Origin of the sequence: Nonomuraea wenchangensis (assembly GCF_900111685.1) — a bacterium.
GTDB classification, from domain to species: Bacteria; Actinomycetota; Actinomycetes; order Streptosporangiales; family Streptosporangiaceae; genus Nonomuraea; species Nonomuraea wenchangensis.
In genome coordinates this window covers 66559-84937 of the sequence record NZ_FOHX01000017.1, presented here as the reverse complement: position 1 = coordinate 84937, position 18379 = coordinate 66559, and the positions used below count along the sequence as shown (strand labels likewise).

General features: G+C 67.7%; 19 protein-coding genes and 3 pseudogenes. 18 read left to right on the top strand and 4 right to left on the bottom strand.

The genetic code is table 11. The annotated features are described in order from the left end of the window. The first annotated feature begins 15 nt into the window (after positions 1-15). The 4 genes from nuoL to BMW85_RS37380 are packed head-to-tail and all read left to right on the top strand — an operon-like array spanning position 16 to position 6021. Complete coding sequence (gene nuoL, locus BMW85_RS37395) at positions 16-1872, top strand: NADH-quinone oxidoreductase subunit L (RefSeq protein WP_245775298.1); 1857 nt, start codon at positions 16-18, stop codon at positions 1870-1872. Then, positions 1872-3431, top strand: coding sequence for an NADH-quinone oxidoreductase subunit M (locus BMW85_RS37390; protein WP_091091280.1), 1560 nt, complete (start codon positions 1872-1874; stop codon positions 3429-3431). Before nuoL ends, BMW85_RS37390 begins: the two co-directional genes overlap by 1 nt. Continuing rightward, on the top strand, positions 3428-5020 hold the full coding sequence (nuoN, locus tag BMW85_RS37385; protein WP_091091278.1) for an NADH-quinone oxidoreductase subunit NuoN: 1593 nt from the start codon (positions 3428-3430) through the stop codon (positions 5018-5020). The genes BMW85_RS37390 and nuoN overlap by 4 nt, the downstream gene beginning before the upstream one ends. A gap of 11 nt (positions 5021-5031) precedes the next feature. Next, the gene (locus BMW85_RS37380) at positions 5032-6021 is read left to right on the top strand and encodes a polyprenyl synthetase family protein (RefSeq protein WP_091091277.1); all 990 of its coding nucleotides are present in this window, start codon (positions 5032-5034) and stop codon (positions 6019-6021) included. Here the strand turns inward: BMW85_RS37380 and rarD are convergent. Continuing rightward, positions 5983-6921: an EamA family transporter RarD gene (gene rarD / locus BMW85_RS37375; protein ID WP_177241083.1), complete on the bottom strand. Its 939-nt coding sequence runs from the start codon at positions 6919-6921 to the stop codon at positions 5983-5985. The genes BMW85_RS37380 and rarD overlap by 39 nt on opposite strands. 157 nt (positions 6922-7078) lie before the next feature. Here rarD and msrA point away from each other — a divergent pair, with 157 nt between their 5' ends. The 7 genes and pseudogenes from msrA to BMW85_RS51570 form a co-directional block, all read left to right on the top strand. After that, positions 7079-7741, top strand: a complete 663-nt coding sequence (gene msrA, locus BMW85_RS37370; RefSeq protein WP_091091273.1) for a peptide-methionine (S)-S-oxide reductase MsrA — start codon at positions 7079-7081, stop codon at positions 7739-7741. Positions 7742-7884: 143 nt separating this feature from the next. Continuing rightward, the gene (locus BMW85_RS37365; RefSeq protein WP_091091271.1) at positions 7885-8229 is read left to right on the top strand and encodes a type II toxin-antitoxin system RelE/ParE family toxin; all 345 of its coding nucleotides are present in this window, start codon (positions 7885-7887) and stop codon (positions 8227-8229) included. Further along, complete coding sequence (locus tag BMW85_RS37360) at positions 8229-8531, top strand: helix-turn-helix domain-containing protein (RefSeq protein WP_342743479.1); 303 nt, start codon at positions 8229-8231, stop codon at positions 8529-8531. The genes BMW85_RS37365 and BMW85_RS37360 overlap by 1 nt, the downstream gene beginning before the upstream one ends. Positions 8532-8559: 28 nt before the next feature. After that, a pseudogene (locus tag BMW85_RS52680) lies at positions 8560-8658 on the top strand (peptide-methionine (S)-S-oxide reductase MsrA); the annotation flags it as partial. A 56-nt stretch (positions 8659-8714) separates the two neighbouring features. After that, positions 8715-9023, top strand: a complete 309-nt coding sequence (locus BMW85_RS37355; protein ID WP_091091269.1) for a type II toxin-antitoxin system Phd/YefM family antitoxin — start codon at positions 8715-8717, stop codon at positions 9021-9023. Between the two features lie 3 nt (positions 9024-9026). Continuing rightward, positions 9027-9545 carry a type II toxin-antitoxin system RelE family toxin gene (locus BMW85_RS37350; protein WP_091091268.1) on the top strand — a complete coding sequence of 173 codons (519 nt, stop codon included), beginning with the start codon at positions 9027-9029 and terminating at the stop codon, positions 9543-9545. 21 nt (positions 9546-9566) lie between these two features. Continuing rightward, positions 9567-9674, top strand: a pseudogene (locus BMW85_RS51570) (peptide-methionine (S)-S-oxide reductase MsrA); the annotation flags it as partial. A gap of 355 nt (positions 9675-10029) precedes the next feature. Here the strand turns inward: BMW85_RS51570 and BMW85_RS37345 are convergent. Beyond that, positions 10030-10413: a hypothetical protein gene (locus BMW85_RS37345; protein WP_218156102.1), complete on the bottom strand. Its 384-nt coding sequence runs from the start codon at positions 10411-10413 to the stop codon at positions 10030-10032. Between the two features lie 85 nt (positions 10414-10498). Between BMW85_RS37345 and BMW85_RS37340 the strand changes: the two genes are divergently transcribed. From BMW85_RS37340 to BMW85_RS51565, 3 genes and pseudogenes are all read left to right on the top strand, one after another. Then, positions 10499-10705, top strand: coding sequence for a hypothetical protein (locus BMW85_RS37340; protein WP_091091266.1), 207 nt, complete (start codon positions 10499-10501; stop codon positions 10703-10705). After that, the gene (locus BMW85_RS37335; RefSeq protein ID WP_091091265.1) at positions 10702-11118 is read left to right on the top strand and encodes a type II toxin-antitoxin system VapC family toxin; all 417 of its coding nucleotides are present in this window, start codon (positions 10702-10704) and stop codon (positions 11116-11118) included. The genes BMW85_RS37340 and BMW85_RS37335 overlap by 4 nt, the downstream gene beginning before the upstream one ends. A 22-nt stretch (positions 11119-11140) precedes the next feature. Further along, positions 11141-11239 (top strand): annotated as a pseudogene (locus BMW85_RS51565) (peptide-methionine (S)-S-oxide reductase MsrA); the annotation flags it as partial. Positions 11240-11260: 21 nt separating this feature from the next. Here the strand turns inward: BMW85_RS51565 and pdxR are convergent. Further along, positions 11261-12697 carry a MocR-like pyridoxine biosynthesis transcription factor PdxR gene (pdxR, locus tag BMW85_RS37330; protein ID WP_091091263.1) on the bottom strand — a complete coding sequence of 479 codons (1437 nt, stop codon included), beginning with the start codon at positions 12695-12697 and terminating at the stop codon, positions 11261-11263. Positions 12698-12744: 47 nt separating this feature from the next. Here pdxR and BMW85_RS37325 point away from each other — a divergent pair, with 47 nt between their 5' ends. Together BMW85_RS37325 and BMW85_RS37320 are read left to right on the top strand one after the other, a co-directional pair. Further along, complete coding sequence (locus tag BMW85_RS37325) at positions 12745-13956, top strand: MFS transporter (protein ID WP_177241082.1); 1212 nt, start codon at positions 12745-12747, stop codon at positions 13954-13956. Further along, complete coding sequence (locus tag BMW85_RS37320; RefSeq protein WP_177241081.1) at positions 13946-14668, top strand: HAD hydrolase-like protein; 723 nt, start codon at positions 13946-13948, stop codon at positions 14666-14668. Before BMW85_RS37325 ends, BMW85_RS37320 begins: the two co-directional genes overlap by 11 nt. Before the next feature lie 403 nt (positions 14669-15071). On the opposite strand, the gene BMW85_RS37315 is transcribed toward BMW85_RS37320, so the two are convergent. Further along, on the bottom strand, positions 15072-15965 hold the full coding sequence (locus BMW85_RS37315; RefSeq protein WP_091091258.1) for a TIGR03564 family F420-dependent LLM class oxidoreductase: 894 nt from the start codon (positions 15963-15965) through the stop codon (positions 15072-15074). Between the two features lie 589 nt (positions 15966-16554). Here BMW85_RS37315 and BMW85_RS37310 point away from each other — a divergent pair. Continuing rightward, positions 16555-17670, top strand: a complete 1116-nt coding sequence (locus tag BMW85_RS37310; protein WP_091091257.1) for a sensor histidine kinase — start codon at positions 16555-16557, stop codon at positions 17668-17670. 5 nt (positions 17671-17675) lie between these two features. After that, positions 17676-18362, top strand: coding sequence for a response regulator (locus tag BMW85_RS37305; protein WP_091091255.1), 687 nt, complete (start codon positions 17676-17678; stop codon positions 18360-18362). Positions 18363-18379 lie beyond the last annotated feature (17 nt).

Here is an 18379-nt window from a genome sequence, read left to right as displayed (position 1 = left end):
GGCAACGCCTGGCTGATGATCGCCTTCCCGCTGGTCGGGGCGTTCATCCTGCTGGTGTTCAACAAGCTGACCGACCGCTGGGGCCATCTGCTGGGCGTGGCCATGTCCCTCGCCTCGTTCGTCGTGGCGGTGCTGGCGTTCTTCGAGCTGATCGGGTTCGGTGCGAGCGAGCGGCGCCGGGCGGTCGAGCTGTACGAGTTCATCCCCAACCTCGACCTGAAGATGGGGCTGCTGATCGACCCGCTGTCGATCAGCTTCGCGTTGCTGATCACCGGTGTGGGCTCGCTGATCCACATCTACTCGATCGGCTACATGGCGCACGACGAGCACCGGCGCAGGTTCTTCGCCTACCTCAACCTGTTCGTCTCGGCGATGCTCCTGCTGGTGCTGGCCGACAACTACGTCGGGCTGTTCATCGGCTGGGAGGGCGTCGGCCTGGCGTCCTACCTGCTCATCGGCTTCTGGCAGTTCAAGCCGTCGGCGGCGGTCGCGGCGAAGAAGGCGTTCGTCGTCAACCGCGTCGGCGACTTCGGCCTGCTGGTCGGCATGTTCGTCATCTGGACGACGTTCGGCACGCTCGCCTTCAAGGACCTCTACGGCAAGATCGGCGAAGCCGGCGCCTCCGACGGCGTCATGCTCGCCATCGGCCTGCTGCTGCTGCTCGGCGCGTGCGGCAAGTCCGCCCAGCTCCCGCTGCAGTCCTGGCTCCTCGACGCGATGGAGGGCCCGACCCCGGTCTCGGCCCTCATCCACGCCGCGACCATGGTCACCGCGGGCGTCTACCTGGTGGTCCGCTCCGGCGCGTTCTTCTTCCCCGAGGGCTCGGGGGCGGCGCTCGCCGTCACCATCGTCGGTGCGGCCACGCTGCTCGCCGGTGCCATCATCGGTTGCGCGAAGGACGACATCAAGAAGGGCCTGGCCGGCTCGACCATGTCGCAGATCGGCTACATGATGCTCGGCGCGGGCCTCGGCCCGGCGGGCTACGCCTTCGCCATCGGCCACCTCATCACGCACGGTTTCTTCAAGGCCGACCTCTTCCTCGGCGCCGGCTCGGTCATGCACGGCATGAACGACGAGGTGAACATGCGGAAGTACGGCGGTCTGCGGAAGTTCATGCCGATCACGTTCGTCACGTTCTTCATCGGCTACCTCGCGATCATCGGCTTCCCGCTGCTGTCCGGCTACTTCACCAAGGACGGCATCATCGAGACCGCGGTGCACCACGCGCCGGTCCTCGGCTGGCTGGCCGTGCTCGGCGCGGGCATCACCGGCTTCTACATGTCCCGGATGGTCTTCATGACCTTCTTCGGGCAGAAGCGGTGGGCGGACGACGCCCACCCGCACGAGTCCCCGGCCGTCATGACGGTGCCGCTCATGGTGCTGTCGCTGGGCGCGCTGGGCCTCGGCGCGTGGCTGGTGCTGGGCGGGACGCTGTACGACTTCCTGATCCCGTCGGTGGGCGGCTCGGCGGCCGAAGCGCCGAAGTTCAACCCGTTCACCACTCCGGGTCTGGTCACGCTCGCGCTCGTCGCGGTCGGCGCAGTCTTCGCCTGGATGCGCTACGGCCGGGCCGAGGTGCCCGCCGTGCAGCCGCGCGGCTCGTTCCTCACCACGTTCGCCCGCCGTGACCTCTACGGCGACGCGATCAACGAGTCGCTGTTCATGCGTCCCGGCCAGTGGCTGACCCGCCTCGCGGTGTTCTTCGACAACCGCGGCATCGACGGCCTGGTCAACGGCCTGGCCGCCGGCATCGGCGGCAGTTCCGGCCGCCTCCGGCGGATCCAGACGGGCTTCGCCAGGACGTACGCGTTGTCCATCTTCATCGGTGCCGCCCTGCTGACCGGCGCCCTGCTCCTCGTTGGGACCATCTGATGTCACCCTGGCTTCCGATACTCATGGCGGTGCCCGTGGTGGGCGCCATCGTGGTGGCCCTGCTTCCCAAGGGCAGCGACAAGCTGGCCAAGCAGGTCACGCTGCTGGTCTCGCTGGTGGTGCTGGTGCTCACGGGCGTCATGGCGGCCGGGTTCGACCCCGACGGCGACCGCTTCCAGTTCACCGCCGCCTACAACTGGATCCCGAGCTTCGGCGTGAAGTTCGGGGTCGGCGTCGACGGCGTGGCACTCGTGCTCATCGCGCTGTCGGCGGTGCTGGTGCCGATCGTGGTGCTGGCCTCCTGGCACGACGCCGACGGCGTGAAGACCGCCGACGGCACGCTCATCACGCCCAAGCGGTCGGTGAAGACGTACTTCTCCCTGCTGCTGGTGCTGGAGACGATGATGATCGGCGTCTTCGCGGCGACCGACATCTTCCTCTTCTACGTGTTCTTCGAGGCCATGCTCATCCCGATGTACTTCATGATCGGGTCGTACGGCGGCGCCCAGCGGTCGTACGCGGCCGTGAAGTTCCTGCTGTACTCGCTCTTCGGCGGCCTGCTCATGCTGGTCGCGGTCATCGGGCTCTACGTCGTGGCCGGCAAGTCCACGTTCATGTTCCCGGAGCTCGTCGGGGCCATCCAGGACCCGACGACACAGAAGTGGCTGTTCGGCGGCTTCTTCATCGCCTTCGCCATCAAGGCGCCGCTGTGGCCGGTGCACACCTGGCTGCCCGACGCGGCGGCCCAGGCTCCGGCCGGCGCCGCGGTGCTGCTGGTCGGCGTGCTCGACAAGGTCGGCACGTTCGGCATGCTGCGCTTCTGCCTGGAGCTGTTCCCCGACGCCGCCAAGGCGTTCACGATGCCGATCGTGGTGCTGGCGGTCATCAGCATCATCTATGGCGCGATCGTGGCCATCGGGCAGACCGACATGAAGCGCCTCATCGCGTACACGTCGATCTCGCACTTCGGCTTCATCGTGCTGGGCGTGTTCGCCATGTCGTCGACGGCGTCGGCCGGCGCCGCCCTCTACATGGTCAACCACGGCTTCGCCACCGGCGCGCTGTTCCTGGCGGCGGGCTTCCTCATCGCGCGCCGCGGGTCGCCGTTCATCAGCGACTACGGCGGCGTGCAGCGGGTGGCCCCGGTGCTGGCCGGCTTCTTCCTGGTCGCCGGTCTCGCCGGGCTCTCGCTGCCGGGCCTGTCGTCCTTCGTCAGTGAGTTCATGGTCATGATCGGGACGTACGAGAGCCAGGCCCACGGCTCCGGCGCCCTGACCGTCGCCGCCGTGATCTCGGCGATCGCCGTCATCCTCGCGGCCGTCTACATCCTGTGGATGGTGCAGCGGACCATCAACGGCCCGACGGCCGAGCCGGTCAAGGCGTTCAAGGACCTCAACGTCCGCGAGATCGTGGTCCTGGCCCCGCTCGTCGCGCTGATCATCGGGTTCGGCTTCTTCCCGAAGCCGCTGCTCGACGTGATCAACCCGTCCGTGCACCAGACGCTGACCAACGTGCAGGTGCCGGTCTCCACCATCGCTGAGAAGGGGACAGGTCAGTGAACCCCGCCATTGACGCACCCACGATCGAGTACGGCACCCTGGCGCCGCTGCTGATCGTGTTCGGCGCGGCCATCATCGGCGTGCTCGTCGAGGCGTTCGCGCCGCGCTACCTGCGCAAGTCCATCCACGTGCCGCTCACCCTGCTGAGCCTGGCCGGTGCGTTCGCGCTGGTGCTGGTGCAGGTGCTGCGCGGCCAGGTGTCCACCGCCCCCTCCGCCATGGGGGCGCTGGCCGTGGACGGCCCGTCGCTGTTCCTCTGGGGCGTCATCCTCGTCCTGTCGTTCGTGTGCGTGCTGCTCGTCAACGACGAGGGACACTTCGTCGCCTCGGCCGCGAGCGTGCCGGGCAGCGCCGACGAGGAGGGCGCCGAGTCCGTCGACAACGGCTCCGGCCACACCGAGGTCTACCCGCTGGTGCTGTTCGCGGTCGGCGGCATGCTGCTGTTCCCGGCCGCGAACGACCTGCTGATGATGTTCGTGGCCCTTGAGGTCATGTCCCTGCCGCTCTACCTGCTGTGCGGCCTGGCCCGCCGGCGCCGCCTGCTGTCGCAGGAGGCGTCGATGAAGTACTTCCTGCTCGGCGCGTTCTCCTCGGCGTTCTTCCTGTACGGCACCGCCATGGTCTACGGGTTCGCGGGCACCGTCTCGCTGTCCGGCATCAACCACGCGCTGTCGGCCGGGTCCGGGCTCGACCCGCTGCTGCTCATCGGGCTCTCCATGCTCGGCGTTGGCCTGCTCTTCAAGATCGGCGCGGCGCCGTTCCAGGCGTGGAAGCCGGACGTCTACCAGGGCGCCCCGACCCCGATCACCGCCCTCATGGCCTCCGGCACGCTGGTCGCGGCCGTGGGCGCGGTGCTGCGGGTGTTCTGGGTCGGCCTCGGCAACCTCGACTGGGACTGGCGTCCGGTCATCTGGGTCATCGCGGCGCTGACCATGATCGTCGGCTCGGTGCTGGCGATCACGCAGACCGAGATCAAGCGGATGCTGGCCTACTCGTCGGTCGCGCACGCGGGCTTCCTGCTCGTCGGCGTGATGGCGACCTTCGGCACCGCCGAGCAGAACGCGGTCTCGCTCAAGGCGATCCTGTTCTACCTCGCGGTCTACGGCGTCACCACGGTCGGCGCGTTCGCGGTCGTCACGCTGATCCGCGACCCGGGCGGCGAGGCCGGTCACCTGTCGCGGTGGGCGGGGCTCGGCAAGCGCGCCCCGATGCTCGCCGGCACGTTCGCCTTCTTCCTGCTGGCCTTCGCGGGCATCCCGCTGACCAGCGGGTTCTTCGGCAAGTACGCCGTGTTCGCGGCCGCGGTCAGCAGCGGCACGCAGCCCGGCGACCCGATCGGCGGCTGGATGGTCGGCCTGGTCGTGGTGGGCGTGATCGCCTCCGCGGTGGCCGCGTTCTTCTACGTCCGCGTGATCGTGCTGATGTTCTTCAGCGAGCCCGCCGCCGACGGCCCGGCGATCGCCGTCCCCAGTATGGGGACCGTGGCGGTCATCGCGGTTTCGCTGCTGGTTACCGTAGGAGTTGGGCTCTACCCGGAGTCCGTGCTCGGTATCGCCAACGACGCTGCTAGCAGCCTGTTCATTAGATAAGGGGAATCTCTATGTCTGCGCCACCCGTGGTTGACCTTCCCATTGAGGACGAGCGGTTGGCGCAGGACGTGGCCAACGGACTGGCCGCGGTCGAGAAGCTCCTGCGCTCGTCGGTGGAGAGCGAGGACGCCTTCGTCACGGAGGCGTCCAAGCACCTCATCGAGGCGGGCGGCAAGCGGTTCCGTACGCTGATGGTGTTGCTGGCCGCCCAGTTCGGTGATCCGTCCGCGCCGGGCGTGGTGCCCGGCGCGGTGGTCATCGAGCTGACCCACCTCGGCTCGCTCTACCACGACGACGTCATGGACGAGGCCCCGGTGCGCCGGGGCTCCCCGTCGGCGAACGCCCGGTGGGACAACACCGTGGCCATCCTGACCGGCGACTACCTTTTCGCCCAGGCCAGCGACCTGCTCGCGGACCTCGGCCCCGAGCTGATCCGCATCCAGGCCCAGACGTTCTCCCGCCTGGTCCGCGGCCAGATCCGCGAGACCGTGGGCCCGCGCGACGGCGAGGACCCGATCGCGCACTACCTCAACGTGCTCGCCGACAAGACCGGCTCCCTCATCGCCGCCTCCGGCCGGTTCGGCGCGCTGCTGTCCGGCGCCCCCGCCGACGTGGAGGAGCGGCTGAGCCGCGCCTGCGAGGCGATCGGCGTGGCCTGGCAGCTCGGCGACGACCTGCTCGACGTCGCCTCCTCCGGCGCGCAGTCGGGCAAGACGCCCGGCACCGACCTGCGAGAGGGCATCAAGACCCTGCCCGTCCTCTACGCGCTGGCCGCCGGTGACTCCCCGCGCCTGACCGCGCTGCTGTCGGGTCCGGTGGCCGAGGAGGACGTCGAGGAGGCCCTGGAGCTGCTGCGCGCCGACCCCGCCATGGCGCGGTCGCGGGCGGAGCTGGAGGCGTGGGTGGACCGGGCGCGGGATGACATCTCCGGCCTGCCGGACATCCCGGCCCGGGAGGCGTTCCTAGCTCTGTGCGACTACGTGGTCCGGCGTTCCGGCTGAGGCCGCGCTCCTGCGCACCCGGGCGGCCTGGCGAGCCGTCCTGAGGCTGTCGTACGTGAAGATCGCCAGGGCCAGCCACACGATCGAGAACCCGATCCACCGGCTGGACGGCATGACCTCCTTGGCGATCAGCACCCCGCACGCGAACTGCAGGATCGGCGCGATGTACTGCAACAGCCCGATCGTGCTGAGCGGCACCCTGATCGCCGCCACGCCGAAGCAGAGCAGCGGCACCGCCGTGACGAGCCCGGCCCCGACCAGCAGCGCCGCGTGCCCCCATCCCTGCCCCGGGAACGTCGACTCCCCGCTCGCCTGCAGGAAGAACAGATAGCCGAGCGCGGGCAGCAGCAGCACCAGCGTCTCGATCGTCAGGCTCTCGGTGGCCTCGACGTTCGCCTTCTTCTTCACCAGCCCGTAGATGCCGAAGCTCACGGCCAGCACGAGCGCGACCCACGGCAGCCGGCCGTAGTCGAAGGTCAGCACCACCACCGCCAGCGCCCCGAACCCGACCGCCGTCCACTGCAGCGGACGCAGCCGCTCGCGCAGCAGCACCACCCCGAACAGCACGCTGACGAGGGGGTTGATGAAGTAGCCGAGCGCGGTCTCCACGACGTGGCCGCTGTTGACGGCGTAGATGTAGGTGCCCCAGTTGATCGTGACCGTGATCGCGGCCAGCGTGAGCAGGACGAGCTTGCGCGGCTGCCGGGCCAGCTCCCTGAACCAGGACCAGTGGCGGCGGACGGCGAGCACCGCGAGAACGGACACCAGCGACCACACCATCCGGTGGGCGAGGATCTCCACGGCGCCGGAGGGCTTGAGGAGAGGCCAGTAGAGGGGGAAGAGGCCCCACATGGTGTAGGCGGCGATTCCGTACAGCACACCGCGCCGAGAGTCAGGCATGAACCCCATTTTCGCCCGTTACCACCTTTAACCACAAATTTCATCCTCTAAGAGGAAATGTGTAGATCTCCTAAAGCGTTGCGAGAGATGAAGCCCGCCGGGCCCGCCGAAGCGGCCCAGGTAGGCTGAACCGAGGACGCGAGCTGGAGGTAATGCGATGGGCTGGCTGTTCGGCGGCAACAAGACATCGATGGTCCGGCCGGAGGACGCCCTGCCGGGCCGCCCGGAGCGGATGCCCGTGGCGCCGCGCCACGCGGTCCTGGACGCCCCGCTGGCCCCGCCGTACCCCGAAAAGCTGGAGGTGGCCGACTTCGGCCTGGGCTGCTTCTGGGGCGCCGAACGCAAGTTCTGGCAGACCCCGGGCGTCGTCACCACGGCCGTCGGCTACCAGGGCGGCTACACCCCCAACCCGACGTACGAGGAGGTCTGCTCCGGCCTCACCGGCCACACCGAGGCCGTCCGCGTGGTCTTCGACCCCGCCCGGATCTCGTACGAGGAGCTGCTCAAGGTCTTCTGGGAGTCCCACGACCCCACCCAGGGCATGCGCCAGGGCAACGACGTCGGCACCCAATACCGCTCCGCCATCTACTACCACTCACCAGAGCAGCGCAAGGCGGCGGAGGCTTCGCGGGAGGCGTACCAGGGGGTGCTGCGGGAGGCCGGTTACGGCGACATCACCACCGAACTGGCCGAAGCCGGCCCGTTCTACCACGCGGAGGACTATCACCAGCAATACTTGCACAAAGTGCCCAGTGGGTACTGCGGCATCGGCGGCACCGGCGTCGCATGTCCTGTCGGCTTGACGGCCGGCGAAGCGTAGAACCCGCTGAGACCATGACCGCTCCGAGAGCGTCCGCGTGGCCCTTGATCGCCACCGGAGAGTTGGGTAGGCGCGGGATAACTCGGAGTGGCCGAATTCTGTAATCGCATGACTGCGGCATCCCCAGCCATAGCATCATCGCTATGGCTTGGGGTAGCGTGGAGCTGGAGCCGGAAGTTCGGGAGTGGCTTGAGAAGCTCTCGGCAGAGTCGTTCGCGCGAGCGGCCTTCTATATTGACCTACTCGCAGCGGAAGGCCCGCTGCTGGGAGAGCCGTACACGCGACAGCTCGATGGCAAGCTGCGCGAGCTGCGGTTCTACCTTGATGATCTGACAATGCGGATCAGCTACTGGCTCGCTTCGGATCGGCGGATCATCCTTCTGACTGTTTTCCGCAAAACGCGAATGAGGGAAGATCGAGAAGTGGAGCGGGCGCGGCGGCCGTTGTCCCGCTGCAAGGACGAGGCGCACTCGGTGGACGAGGAGTGATGATGACCGAGCGGACCGATTGGGCTGATCTCCGTGACCGACGGCTGTCCGAGCCCGGGGCGGCCGAGGCATACGATGCGGCTCGTCTCGCCTTCGAACTCGGTCGGGCAGTACGACAGATGCGCGAATCTCGAGGGTGGAGCCAGAGTGAGCTGGCTCGTGCGGCTGACATGACGCAGTCAGCGGTGGCCCGTTTCGAAGGAGGAGGGACCGTGCCGACGCTGCCGGTCCTCGAGCGACTGGCCAGGGCTCTGGACGCCGAGCTGGAGGTGCGAATCAGTCCACGTGTTCCCGCAGCCTAAGCCTGATTTATCGCGCGAGATGAAGTGCTACCACCAGCAATATCTTTTTAAAGTTCCCAACGGGTACTGCGGCATCGGCGGGACCGGAGTCGCGTGTCCAGTGGGTCTGACGTCCGGTGACGCGTGAGGCGATGCTTGGGCAGGGGAGCTGCGGTTCTATACAGAAAGATGTACAGTTGATGTATGGCTGTTCTGCACGACCCTACTGAGCTGACCGTCACAGAGGCGGCCCAGCGAGGCGTTGCCCGCCTGGTGGCTGATGCGGAGCAGGGGACCGATCTGGTGGTCACCCGTCGGCATCAGCCAGTGGCGGCCGTGGTGAGTATTCGTCGGCTCCATGAACTTGAGGAAGCGGCGGCTGATTTGCGTGATCTGGCGCTTGTGCTCGCCCGGTCGGTCACGGACACGGGAGAGCGGGTCTCGCTCGATGAGGTGCTTGCCGCTTTCGGGCATACTCGCGAGTCGCTATCCGCCCTCCCGGACGATGAGTGAATCGTGTCCGACGTCGTCTTCACCGCGCCGGCAGTCGACGACCTCCGGCGCATTGGCCCAGACGCGGTACCCAAAGTGCTCAAGAAGATCCTTCTCCTGTTGGACAATCCCGAAGCTGGTTACCCACTCGGCGGGGAACTGACCAGCTTCCGGAAACTGGTGGTCAGTCGCAACACCTGGCGTGTCGTCTATCGCATCACTGAGGACAAGTCAGTGGAGATCTGCGAGGTGTGGGCTGTTGGTGAGCGGGCCGACGCGGAGGTGTACGCGGAGGCGACGGCGAGGGTCCGTGAGGTGGGTGCAGGCCGCCCCGAGATCATCCAGCTCGGCCAGGTGATTGAACGCCTTGGCAGGCTGGCCGATCACATCAGGGTGGAGAAAGCACCTCCCAGAGAACCGGTTCCAGATTGGCTCGCGGACCGGTTGATCTTCACGGTTGGGATGGCGCGTGAGGACGTTGCCGCTCTTGACCTTCAAGAGGCGGTCGACAGGTGGGCTGAGTATCGGTCCAAGGCTCATTAGGTCGTGCATCTATTGCCTGAAGCGAAGCGCTACCACCAGCAATATTTGTGGAAGAACCCGAACGGCTACTGCGGCATCGGTGGCACGGGCGTCTCCTGCCCGGTCGGCTTGACGTCGGGCGAAGCCTGAACCGTGCTCTCGCGGACGATGCCGGCGGCTTGACGGCTGGCGATGTGGCCTTCTTCGGCGTGAACGCCGTCCTCTCGGCGCATGAAGGCGCTCATGGACTGGAAGCAGCGTGAGCACGGCGAGAGAAGGACAATCGCCGGCCTGAGCGACGTCGGTCTCGAGCTCAGCCAGCGTGATCCTCATGCTGGCGGAGGCCTTGTCTGTTTCGCAGGCCGGCTCTCCTGGCGTTCGACCTTTACTCGGCCTCGTGGCGAGTCGTAGTTGGTACGCGGAAGATGGGACGCCCTATCAGAGACGCCGAGATTTATCTCTCGGGGACCGTCGCGCGTAATCGCCAGGTGAAGCCGCCTCTGCCTCAGATGCTGCGCTTGTCTTCGAGGTGGTGAAGGACGGTCAGTTCGTTTCCGTCGCGATCACGCTTGGCGCGCCCGAGGATGCCGACTGCGAGATAGTCGTGGTTCTCCAACTCGCTGGGATCGAGGTAGGTGAGAATGTCGGGGTGATGGCCCGTTACGGCCCAGCCCGATGCGTCGTCCAGGTCTATGACGTTGAAGTCGCCGGCCGGGGTGCCTGAGTGAACGGGGCCGTACTCCCGTAGGAGGATGGTCGCCTGCTGAGTGAGATCATCGGCCGGCTCCATCAGGATCACGCCGGTTCCGTGGGCGAACAGGTCCCCACGCCTTGGCGGGATCTCTACGGTGGACGTCTTGCGGCCTGCTCTCAACTGGGGCGTCAGCATCTCCTGGGAACATCTGCGTCTCCCCGGAAGGCGGTAGAACGAGGTGTTCCGGCCTTGGGACACCTCGTCCCATAGACTGGATGGCATGAGCGTGATGCGCGAGGAGCTTCATCACCTGGTGGACCGGCTGCCTGAGGAGAAGGTCGCGCCTCTGCTTCGCCTGGTCCGGGATCAACTCGATGAGCCGCAAACGGTTCGGGACTTGCCGTTCATCGGCATGCTGGAGGCGGAGCCCGATTTTGCGGAACGTGCCGAGGAGATCTTGCGGTCGGAGGACAATCACTCTTTGTGATCGTTCTTGACTCAGGGCCGCTGGTCGCGGCGCTCAATGGCCAAGACAAGCACCACGATGCGTGCGCGCGCCTTCTGAGGACTTACCCTGGTCCGCTGCTCGTCCCCTCCACAGTTGTCACGGAGGTGTGCCAGTTGGTCGAGAGGCGACAGGGCAGCAAAGCGGAGCCGGCCTTCTTGCGGTCCTTCGGGTCAGGTGTGACACTGGTCGATCTCACCGAGCAGGACGTGGACCGGATGAGCGACTTGGTTGAGCTGTACGCGAGTCTTTCTCTGGGCGCGGTCGACGCATCCGTGATCGCGGTTGCTGAACGGCTCAACGTTTCGGAGGTCGCAACGCTTGATCGCCGTCACTTCACAGTAGTCCGCCCGAACCACACCAGCGCGCTTCTCCTCCTGCCAGAGATGCTGTGAATTACGACCTGAAGTTAAGCGCTACCACCAGCAGTACCTGTACAAAGTGCCCAATGGGTACTGCGGGATCGGCGGCACTGGGGTTTTCTGTCCGGTGGGCGTGGCTCCCGCTGGTGAGTGAACAGGGCTGTCCGCGCGAGGTCTAGGCGCGATGCGTGATCCGTAGGACGTGGGCGAGGGCGTCGACTGCGGCCGGGTAGGTGCGCTCGCTCGGTGTTCCGTAGCCCACGATGATGCCCTGCGGGTGGTCTCCGGGGGCATGCCAGCGATCGCCCAGGTGTCCCACGCCCACGTCGTTGGCCGCTGCGGTCTGGAGTACCTGCTGCTCGGTCGGGCCTTCAGCCGGCAAGCTGATCAGGACCTGCAGGCCGGCGGCGATCCCGTGGACGGAGAAACCGGTCGGCAGGGGGCCCGGCTGAGCGTGGAGGCGGGCCAGTAGCAGGTCGCGCCGGCGTTGGTAGCGCAACCGGCCTGCGCGGACGTGCCGGTCGTAAGCATGGCAGGCGATGAAGTCCGCCAGCGTCAGTTGGCCGATGGTCTCGGTGTGACGGTCATTGTGGCGCTTGGCTTCGATCAGCGGCTCCAAGAGGTGATGGGGCAGCACGATCCAGCCCAGACGCAGGGCGGGACTGAGGGCCTTGGAGACGGTTCCGACGTAGGCGACATGGTCGGGCGCTGTGCCCTGGATCGCGCCGATGGGTTGGCGGTCGTAGCGGAACTCGCCGTCGTAATCATTCTCGATGATCAGAGCGCCGCTGGAACGTGCCCAGCCGATGAGGGCCCGGCGGCGTTGCGGGTCGAGGGTGTGTCCTGTCGGATGCTGATGGGCCGGGGTCACCTCCACGGCGTCAACCGACGGGAAACCGGGGGCGCCGAGCAGGTCGGTACGGGCGCCGCGCTCATCCACGGCGAGCGGGACGACCGCCGAGCCGTTGCGACGGATCACCTCCCGGTGGAAGGCGACTCCCGGATCCTCCGTCGCGATGGTGGCCGTGCCGGCCTCGCTGAGTACGCGGCTGAGCAGTGCCAGGGCCTGGACGTACCCGTTCGTGATCATGATGAGGTCCGGGTGAGCGAGGACGCCACGGGTGCGTCCGAGGTATTCGGCCAGTGCGGTACGCAGTTCGATCCGGCCGCGCGGGTCGTCATAGGCGTACGCGTCGGCTGCGGCGGAGCCCAGTGCCCGGCGGGTGGACCGCAGCCATGCCGCCGTGGGGAAGGCGGAGACATCTGGGTGGCCTGGGCGGAGATCGTGCCGGGGGCCAGGCGATGCCAGGTCATGCCGACCGGCTGCGCTGTCCGTGCGGCGCTGGGGGAGCCCGGCCACCGCCGTGCCCGATCCCTGGCGGGCGGTCAGGTATCCCTCGGCGATGAGCTGGTCGTACGCGGCTCTGACGGTTCCACGGGACATCCCGAGCTCCGCGGCGAGATTGCGGCTGGCGGGCAGCCGGGCATGGGGTGCCAGCCGTCCAGTTTGGATCGCGGCCCGTAACGCCTGCTCGAGAGCGGCGCGGCGGCCGGTTGCCGGGTCAAGTTCCAGATGCAGCTCGATACCGGAAGTGGGCCAAGAATTCGACATGTCGGTGGATCTTAATTCAGGCCCAATACTCTCGTAGCGTCGCTACGGTGACCATCGACGAGAGGCGCCCATCGTGTACGGGTCAGGCCGTCCACGCTCCAGGCCATCAGGTATGGCTGCTGGCGGTGAGCTATGGGGTGGCCATAGCCAACCTCTATTACTGCCAGCCGCTGCTTCCCGACATGGCACGGTCGTACGCCTCGGCCTTCGAGGTCGGGTACCTGCCTGCCGTCGGGCAGTTGGGCTATGCGCTGGGGCTGGTCCTGGTCGTGCCGCTCGGCGACATCGTCCGTCGACGCCCGCTGGTCTGCCTGCTCCTGCTCGTCGAAGTCGTGGCGCTCGTCGTGACCGGCACGGCATCCACCGTAGGCGTACTGCTGGCCGCGGGAGCGGTGATCGGCTTGGCCGGCGCGAGTGTGGTGAACATCCTCATCCCCTACGCCGCCACCCTCGCCGGCGAGCACGAGCGCGGCCGCGTCATCGCGACGGTGCTCAGCGGTGGCCTGGTGGGCATTCTGCTGTCCCGAACGATCGCCGGCCTGACTGCCGAGGCGTTCGGCTGGCGTGCGCTCTTCCTGGGTGCTGCGGTTGTGACGCTCCTGCTCACCGGCGCGCTGGCACGCACCCTTCCAGCAGCTCCCGCCGAGATGGCGATCGGCTACGCCGCGCAGTTCCGGGCGACCGTCAAGCTGGCGGTGAGTGAGCCGCTGCTCAGGAGACGCTCACTGATCGGTGCCTGTGCCTTTGGCGCGTTCGGGGTGTTCTGGGCGACCGTGGCGTTCCTGCTGTCAGGACCTTCGTACGAATACGGCGAAGCTGAGATCGGCCTGTTCGCGTTGGTCGGCGTCGCAGGTGCGATCGCTGCACACACGGTCGGTCGTGCTGTGGACAGGGGATGGCAACGCCAGGTGACCGGAATTCTCCTCATCGTGGGCGTGGCCTCGTTCGGAGTGATGGCGATCGGAACCCAGGGCCTGGTATGGCTCGTCGTCGGGCTCGTGGCGATGGACCTGGCGGTACAAGGCACACATCTGGTGAACATGAGCGTGGTCTATGGCCTTGTGAGCGTGGCACGTTCACGGATTGCTTCCGTCTACATGACCATCTACACCCTTGGGGGCGTGGCCGGCACCGCTGCGGGCACGGCGGCCTATCGGCTCGGCGGATGGGCTGCGGTCTCGGCGGCCGGCGCAGTGTTCATGGTCTTGGGACTGATCGTGTGGGCGCGGGACAATCATGGAGGTCTTCATGCAAGCTGACACGCCGACTCCTCTTCTGGTGCTCTGGGACATCGATCACACGCTGATCGACGCCGGCACGGTCGCGCGCCAGGCCTATGCCGAAGCGTTCCGTAAGGCGACAAATCTGACGCTGGAGCAGCCGTGGCAGTTCGACGGCCGCACCGAACTGGCCGCCGCTACCGATGCGCTGAGGGCTCACGGCCTGGATCCCGACGCCGACCTGCTGGACGCCTTCACGGATCTGCTGATCGCGGAACATCTGGACCGTGCGGGCGACCTGCTCGCTGAGGGGCGTGCGCTGCCGGGTGCGGCCGATGCGCTGACGGCTGTGGGGGCCGTCCCAGGAGTGCGTCAGTCAGTACTGACCGGCAACCTGTATTCGCTCGCGGTATTGAAGTTGGAAGTGTTCGGACTCGACCGCCACATCGACTTCCGTCTCGGCGCGTATGGAGGCGACGCCTTCGAACGCACCGACCTGCCGGCACATGCCTTCAAGCGCACCGAGCGGCATCTCGGCCACCGACACAGCGGCGCCGACTCTGTCATCATCGGCGACACCCTCCGTGACATCGCCACCGCCCACGCAGCCGGGGCCAGGATCGTCGCGGTCGCAACCGGAACCAACAGCGTCGCCGAACTACGAGCGGCGGGCGCGGACGTCGTGCTGCCGGATCTCACGGACACCCGCGCCGTCCAGCACGCTGTCACCGAAGGGAGGCGGCCCATCTGACCGGAGGGACAGGACCCGGCGGTGTGGCGGCAAGTGGTGTGATGCAGCCCGGGCGCGATGCCATTGACGCTGAGCGTCACCGAAGCGGCCCAGCGAGGGGTTGCGGTCTTCTCCGGGCCGGGAGGCGGGGTGCCCGTGATCAGTCGGGCTTGCTCGGCGCGGAAGTCGGCGCGGGTCCGCTGACGTGCACTGTACGGCCGAGCGGGAGTTGGCGGAGCTCGCGGCGTTATCGGTCCCGAACAACGTCACGTGTGGCAGCAGCCGCAGCCTGCGGGCGCGAGTGGAAACCGGGCCGTACGGCGCTGGACGCTCGGATGTCCTCCTTTATGCCGTGCTGTGTTGGTTGATCAGGGCTGCGAGGGAAGGGAATTCAGCCGCGTCGCGCCACTGCTGGTCCGGCGGTCTATCCGGCCAGGCCGGCCAGGAGCGCGGTGGTCCGGGCCTGTTCCTCCTCGGATCCGAGAAGCACCGCCACGAGCTCGGTCGCGCCGGCGTCGAACAGCCGGCGGATCTGGCGTTCGACTGCGGTCTCGTCGCCGATGATCACCGTGTCCTGAGGGCCGGCGGCGTGGCCGCGGTCGAGCATGGTGCGGTAGATGGGCAGCTGCCCGACCATCCCGAAGTTCTCGGTCACCCACGCCCGCCGGTCGTCCTCGTGCGAGGTGACGCAGACGACGGTGCTGGCGACCACGCGAGGCGTCCTGCGGCCCGCCGCCTTGGTGATCGCCGGCACGACGTGTTCGGCGAGGGCGGATGCGGTGGCCCAGGTCGTGATGGTGCCCTCGGCCAGTTCGCCGGCTACGGACAGCATCGCGGGGCTGAGCGCGCCGACGAGCACGGATGGCGGTGCGGCCGCCGCCACGTCGACCGCGCCTACGGCTGTGAGCGTCTCGCCCCGGTAGGTGACGCTCTCACCGCGCAGCAGCGGGACCAGCGCGGACAGGTACTCACGGAGGTGACGGGCGGGCCTGTCGAAGGAGTACCCGTACTGGTCCTCGATGATGTGCCGGTGGCTGACTCCAAGACCCAGGCTGAGCCGGCCGCCAACGGCCTCCTGGACGGTCAGCGCCTGCGCGGCCAGGGCGAGGGGGTGCCGGGGATAGGTGGGCACCACCGCCGTGCCGAGCTGGATCCCGGGTGTCTGTCGCCCGGCCACGGCCAGGGTGGTCAGGGCATCCCGGCCGGTGCGCTGGCCCAGCCACACCCCGGCGAAGCCGGCCTTGGCCGCGGCTTGGAACTGGTCGATGACCGCGTCCAGCGACGGTCCCATCTCATCTACGAACACTCCGATGCGCATCAAACCACCTCAAATTCGTTGACAAGGGAGTTCGTGACCATGTGATTCTCGGTTTCGCCTTGAGGTCGCCGCTATGCCGGAAATGCTAGGGATTCGACGGTCTGGAATCGTCCCCGCACGGTGGACAGTCGCGGGTAGCTCGCACGGGGGACAGGCGCGTCGCGCGCCATTCACGCACCGGCCCGGATCTCATCAAGCTGGGGCGACCGCCTGAGCGGCTTCGTCTTCGTCATCAAGATGGGTACTGCGGGATCGGCGGCACCAACGTCAAGCTAGGTGACCCGTCCGGCTGGGCCGCCTGCCCGACGAGCCTGGTCCCGACCGAGGATCGAGGCTCCAGGACCTGTCCAGCGCAAGGCAGGTCAGCGGCGGGGTGGCGTGCCACGACCTCGACAGAGACGTTGTGTTCCAGGACGCTGGGGGGATGAGCTGGAGGCGGCCCAGCGCGGTGAGGATCAGTCGTCCGCGGATCAGTATCTCGGCGGCGTCGGCCTGGCCGGGCGTCAGGGTGGTCAGCAGGGCGCACCAGCCACCAGCATCACTCCAGAGAGTGAGGGCAAGTGGGCCGATAGATCCTGATAATGGGCGAATGTTCGCAGCGGGCCGGGGCGGTAGTGCGGTTGACGGGGCGCTCGCCGTGGGCGTGGTCCTGGCTACGGTTGGGCCGCTTCTCCTCCCCGATCCCAAACCGTGGTGGATCATCGGGCTGGGGCTGCTGGCGTCGGTGCCGGTGTGGTGGCGTAGGCGGGCGCCGATGGCGGTGGCGGTGGTGGTCGGGACGGCGATGACGGTGATGGTGACGTGGGAGAAGCCGTTCCTGCCCTTCGGGCCGCTGCTGGCCGTCTACACGATCGCCGACCTGAGCCCCACCTGGAAGAGACTGGCGGCGATTCCGGGGATCGTGGCGGCTGTGGGTGTCTCGCTGGTGCTGCCCGGAGAGAACGACGAGACCTTCCGGCTGGTGGGGACTGCCTTTGTGGCCGCCTACGCGCTGGGCACCAGTGTCAGGGCAAGTCGCTCGCGAGCTGCCGAGCTGGCCGAGCGGGCGCGGCGGCGGGAGCAGGAGCACATCGCGGCGGCGGCAGAGGAGCGCACCCGGATCGCGCGCGACATGCATGACATCGTCACCCATTCCGTTGGCCTGATGGTGGTGCAGGCCGAAGCCGGGCCGGTGGTGCTCCGCAGCGACCCGGACAAGGCCGAAGCGGTCTTTGAAGCCATCGCCGACACGGGAAGAGGTGCGCTGGCCGAGCTCAGGGGAGCGCTCGCCGCGCTGCGGACCCCGGGCGAAGGTGGCGGACCGGCGTGGGGCCATGCCGGCGAGCGCCTGCGCGAGTCGCTGTTTCAGCCGCGTCTGGCCAACCTCCCCGCGCTGCTCGAGCGCAGCGGTCTCGAGGTGGCGAGCATGACCGTCGGCACCCCGCGTCCGATCACCGAAAGCGTTGAGGCCGCCGTCTACCGCATCGTTCAAGAGGCGTTGACCAACGTGCGCAAGCACGCCGGTATGCGTGCCGTACGCCTCACTCTGACCTGGCGGGAGAGCCTGACGGTGGAGATCGCCGACGACGGGCGAGGGCCGGGTGAGGGCGGCGGGTACGGGTTGGCCGGGATGCGCGAACGGGCGGCGGCATGTGGCGGGACGCTCAGGGTCGGGGCCGGACCAAACGGGGGATTCGTGGTAAAAGCTGAATTTCCGCTTGGATAGCTTGCGTGTTACGGGTGCTCATCGCCGACGACCAGGACCTCTTCCGCGCGGGGTTCGGGCTGATCCTGGACGCGCAGCCGGACATCGAGGTGGTCGGCGAGGCCGCCGACGGCGAGGAGGCCATCGCCGAGGCCAGGCGGCTCCAGCCGGACGTGGTCCTGATGGACGTGCGCATGCCGGGCAAGAACGGCATCGAGGCGACCAGGGAGATCTGCGCCACCACCGCCGCCAAGGTGCTCGTGCTGACCATGTTCGATCTCGACGAGTACGTCTACGACGCGGTCCGGGCGGGAGCGAGCGGTTTCCTGCTGAAAGACATCCGGCGTGACGAGCTCGCCCACGCCGTGCGTACCGTCGCCTCAGGTGAGGCCCTGCTCGCCCCGGCGGCGACCAGGAGACTGCTCGAGGACCTGGTGCGCAGGCCCGCCCACGGCGTCGCCCCCCGGCTGGCGGCCAGGCTGGAGGCACTGACCGACCGCGAGCGCGAGACGCTGAAGCTGGTCGCGCGCGGCCTGTCGAACGCGGAGATCGCCGCCGCGCTCGTGGTCACCGAGCACACGGTCAAGACACACGTCAGCCGCATGCTCTCCAAACTGGACCTGCGAGACCGAGTCCAGGCTGTGGTGCTCGCCTACGAGTCCGGGCTGGTGGTCGCCGGTGAGAGTGACAACGAAGATCGCACCTGCGACTGACGCGCCGGCAGGGCAGG

What these genes read in the sequence shown, in the direction of transcription:
- BMW85_RS37340 (WP_091091266.1), top strand. Translation starts at nt 10,499, where the DNA reads ATGAGCGTGATGCGCGAGGAGCTTCATCACCTGGTGGACCGGCTGCCT.
- BMW85_RS37345 (WP_218156102.1), bottom strand. Translation starts at nt 10,413, where the DNA reads ATGCTGACGCCCCAGTTGAGAGCAGGCCGCAAGACGTCCACCGTAGAG.
- BMW85_RS37310 (WP_091091257.1), top strand. Translation starts at nt 16,555, where the DNA reads ATGTTCGCAGCGGGCCGGGGCGGTAGTGCGGTTGACGGGGCGCTCGCC.
- BMW85_RS37390 (WP_091091280.1), top strand. Translation starts at nt 1,872, where the DNA reads ATGTCACCCTGGCTTCCGATACTCATGGCGGTGCCCGTGGTGGGCGCC.
- BMW85_RS37380 (WP_091091277.1), top strand. Translation starts at nt 5,032, where the DNA reads ATGTCTGCGCCACCCGTGGTTGACCTTCCCATTGAGGACGAGCGGTTG.
- BMW85_RS37355 (WP_091091269.1), top strand. Translation starts at nt 8,715, where the DNA reads ATGGCTGTTCTGCACGACCCTACTGAGCTGACCGTCACAGAGGCGGCC.
- pdxR (WP_091091263.1), bottom strand. Translation starts at nt 12,697, where the DNA reads ATGTCGAATTCTTGGCCCACTTCCGGTATCGAGCTGCATCTGGAACTT.
- nuoL (WP_245775298.1), top strand. Translation starts at nt 16, where the DNA reads ATGATCGCCTTCCCGCTGGTCGGGGCGTTCATCCTGCTGGTGTTCAAC.
- BMW85_RS37360 (WP_342743479.1), top strand. Translation starts at nt 8,229, where the DNA reads ATGATGACCGAGCGGACCGATTGGGCTGATCTCCGTGACCGACGGCTG.
- msrA (WP_091091273.1), top strand. Translation starts at nt 7,079, where the DNA reads ATGGGCTGGCTGTTCGGCGGCAACAAGACATCGATGGTCCGGCCGGAG.
- BMW85_RS37365 (WP_091091271.1), top strand. Translation starts at nt 7,885, where the DNA reads ATGGCTTGGGGTAGCGTGGAGCTGGAGCCGGAAGTTCGGGAGTGGCTT.
- rarD (WP_177241083.1), bottom strand. Translation starts at nt 6,921, where the DNA reads ATGCCTGACTCTCGGCGCGGTGTGCTGTACGGAATCGCCGCCTACACC.
- BMW85_RS37320 (WP_177241081.1), top strand. Translation starts at nt 13,946, where the DNA reads ATGCAAGCTGACACGCCGACTCCTCTTCTGGTGCTCTGGGACATCGAT.
- BMW85_RS37315 (WP_091091258.1), bottom strand. Translation starts at nt 15,965, where the DNA reads ATGCGCATCGGAGTGTTCGTAGATGAGATGGGACCGTCGCTGGACGCG.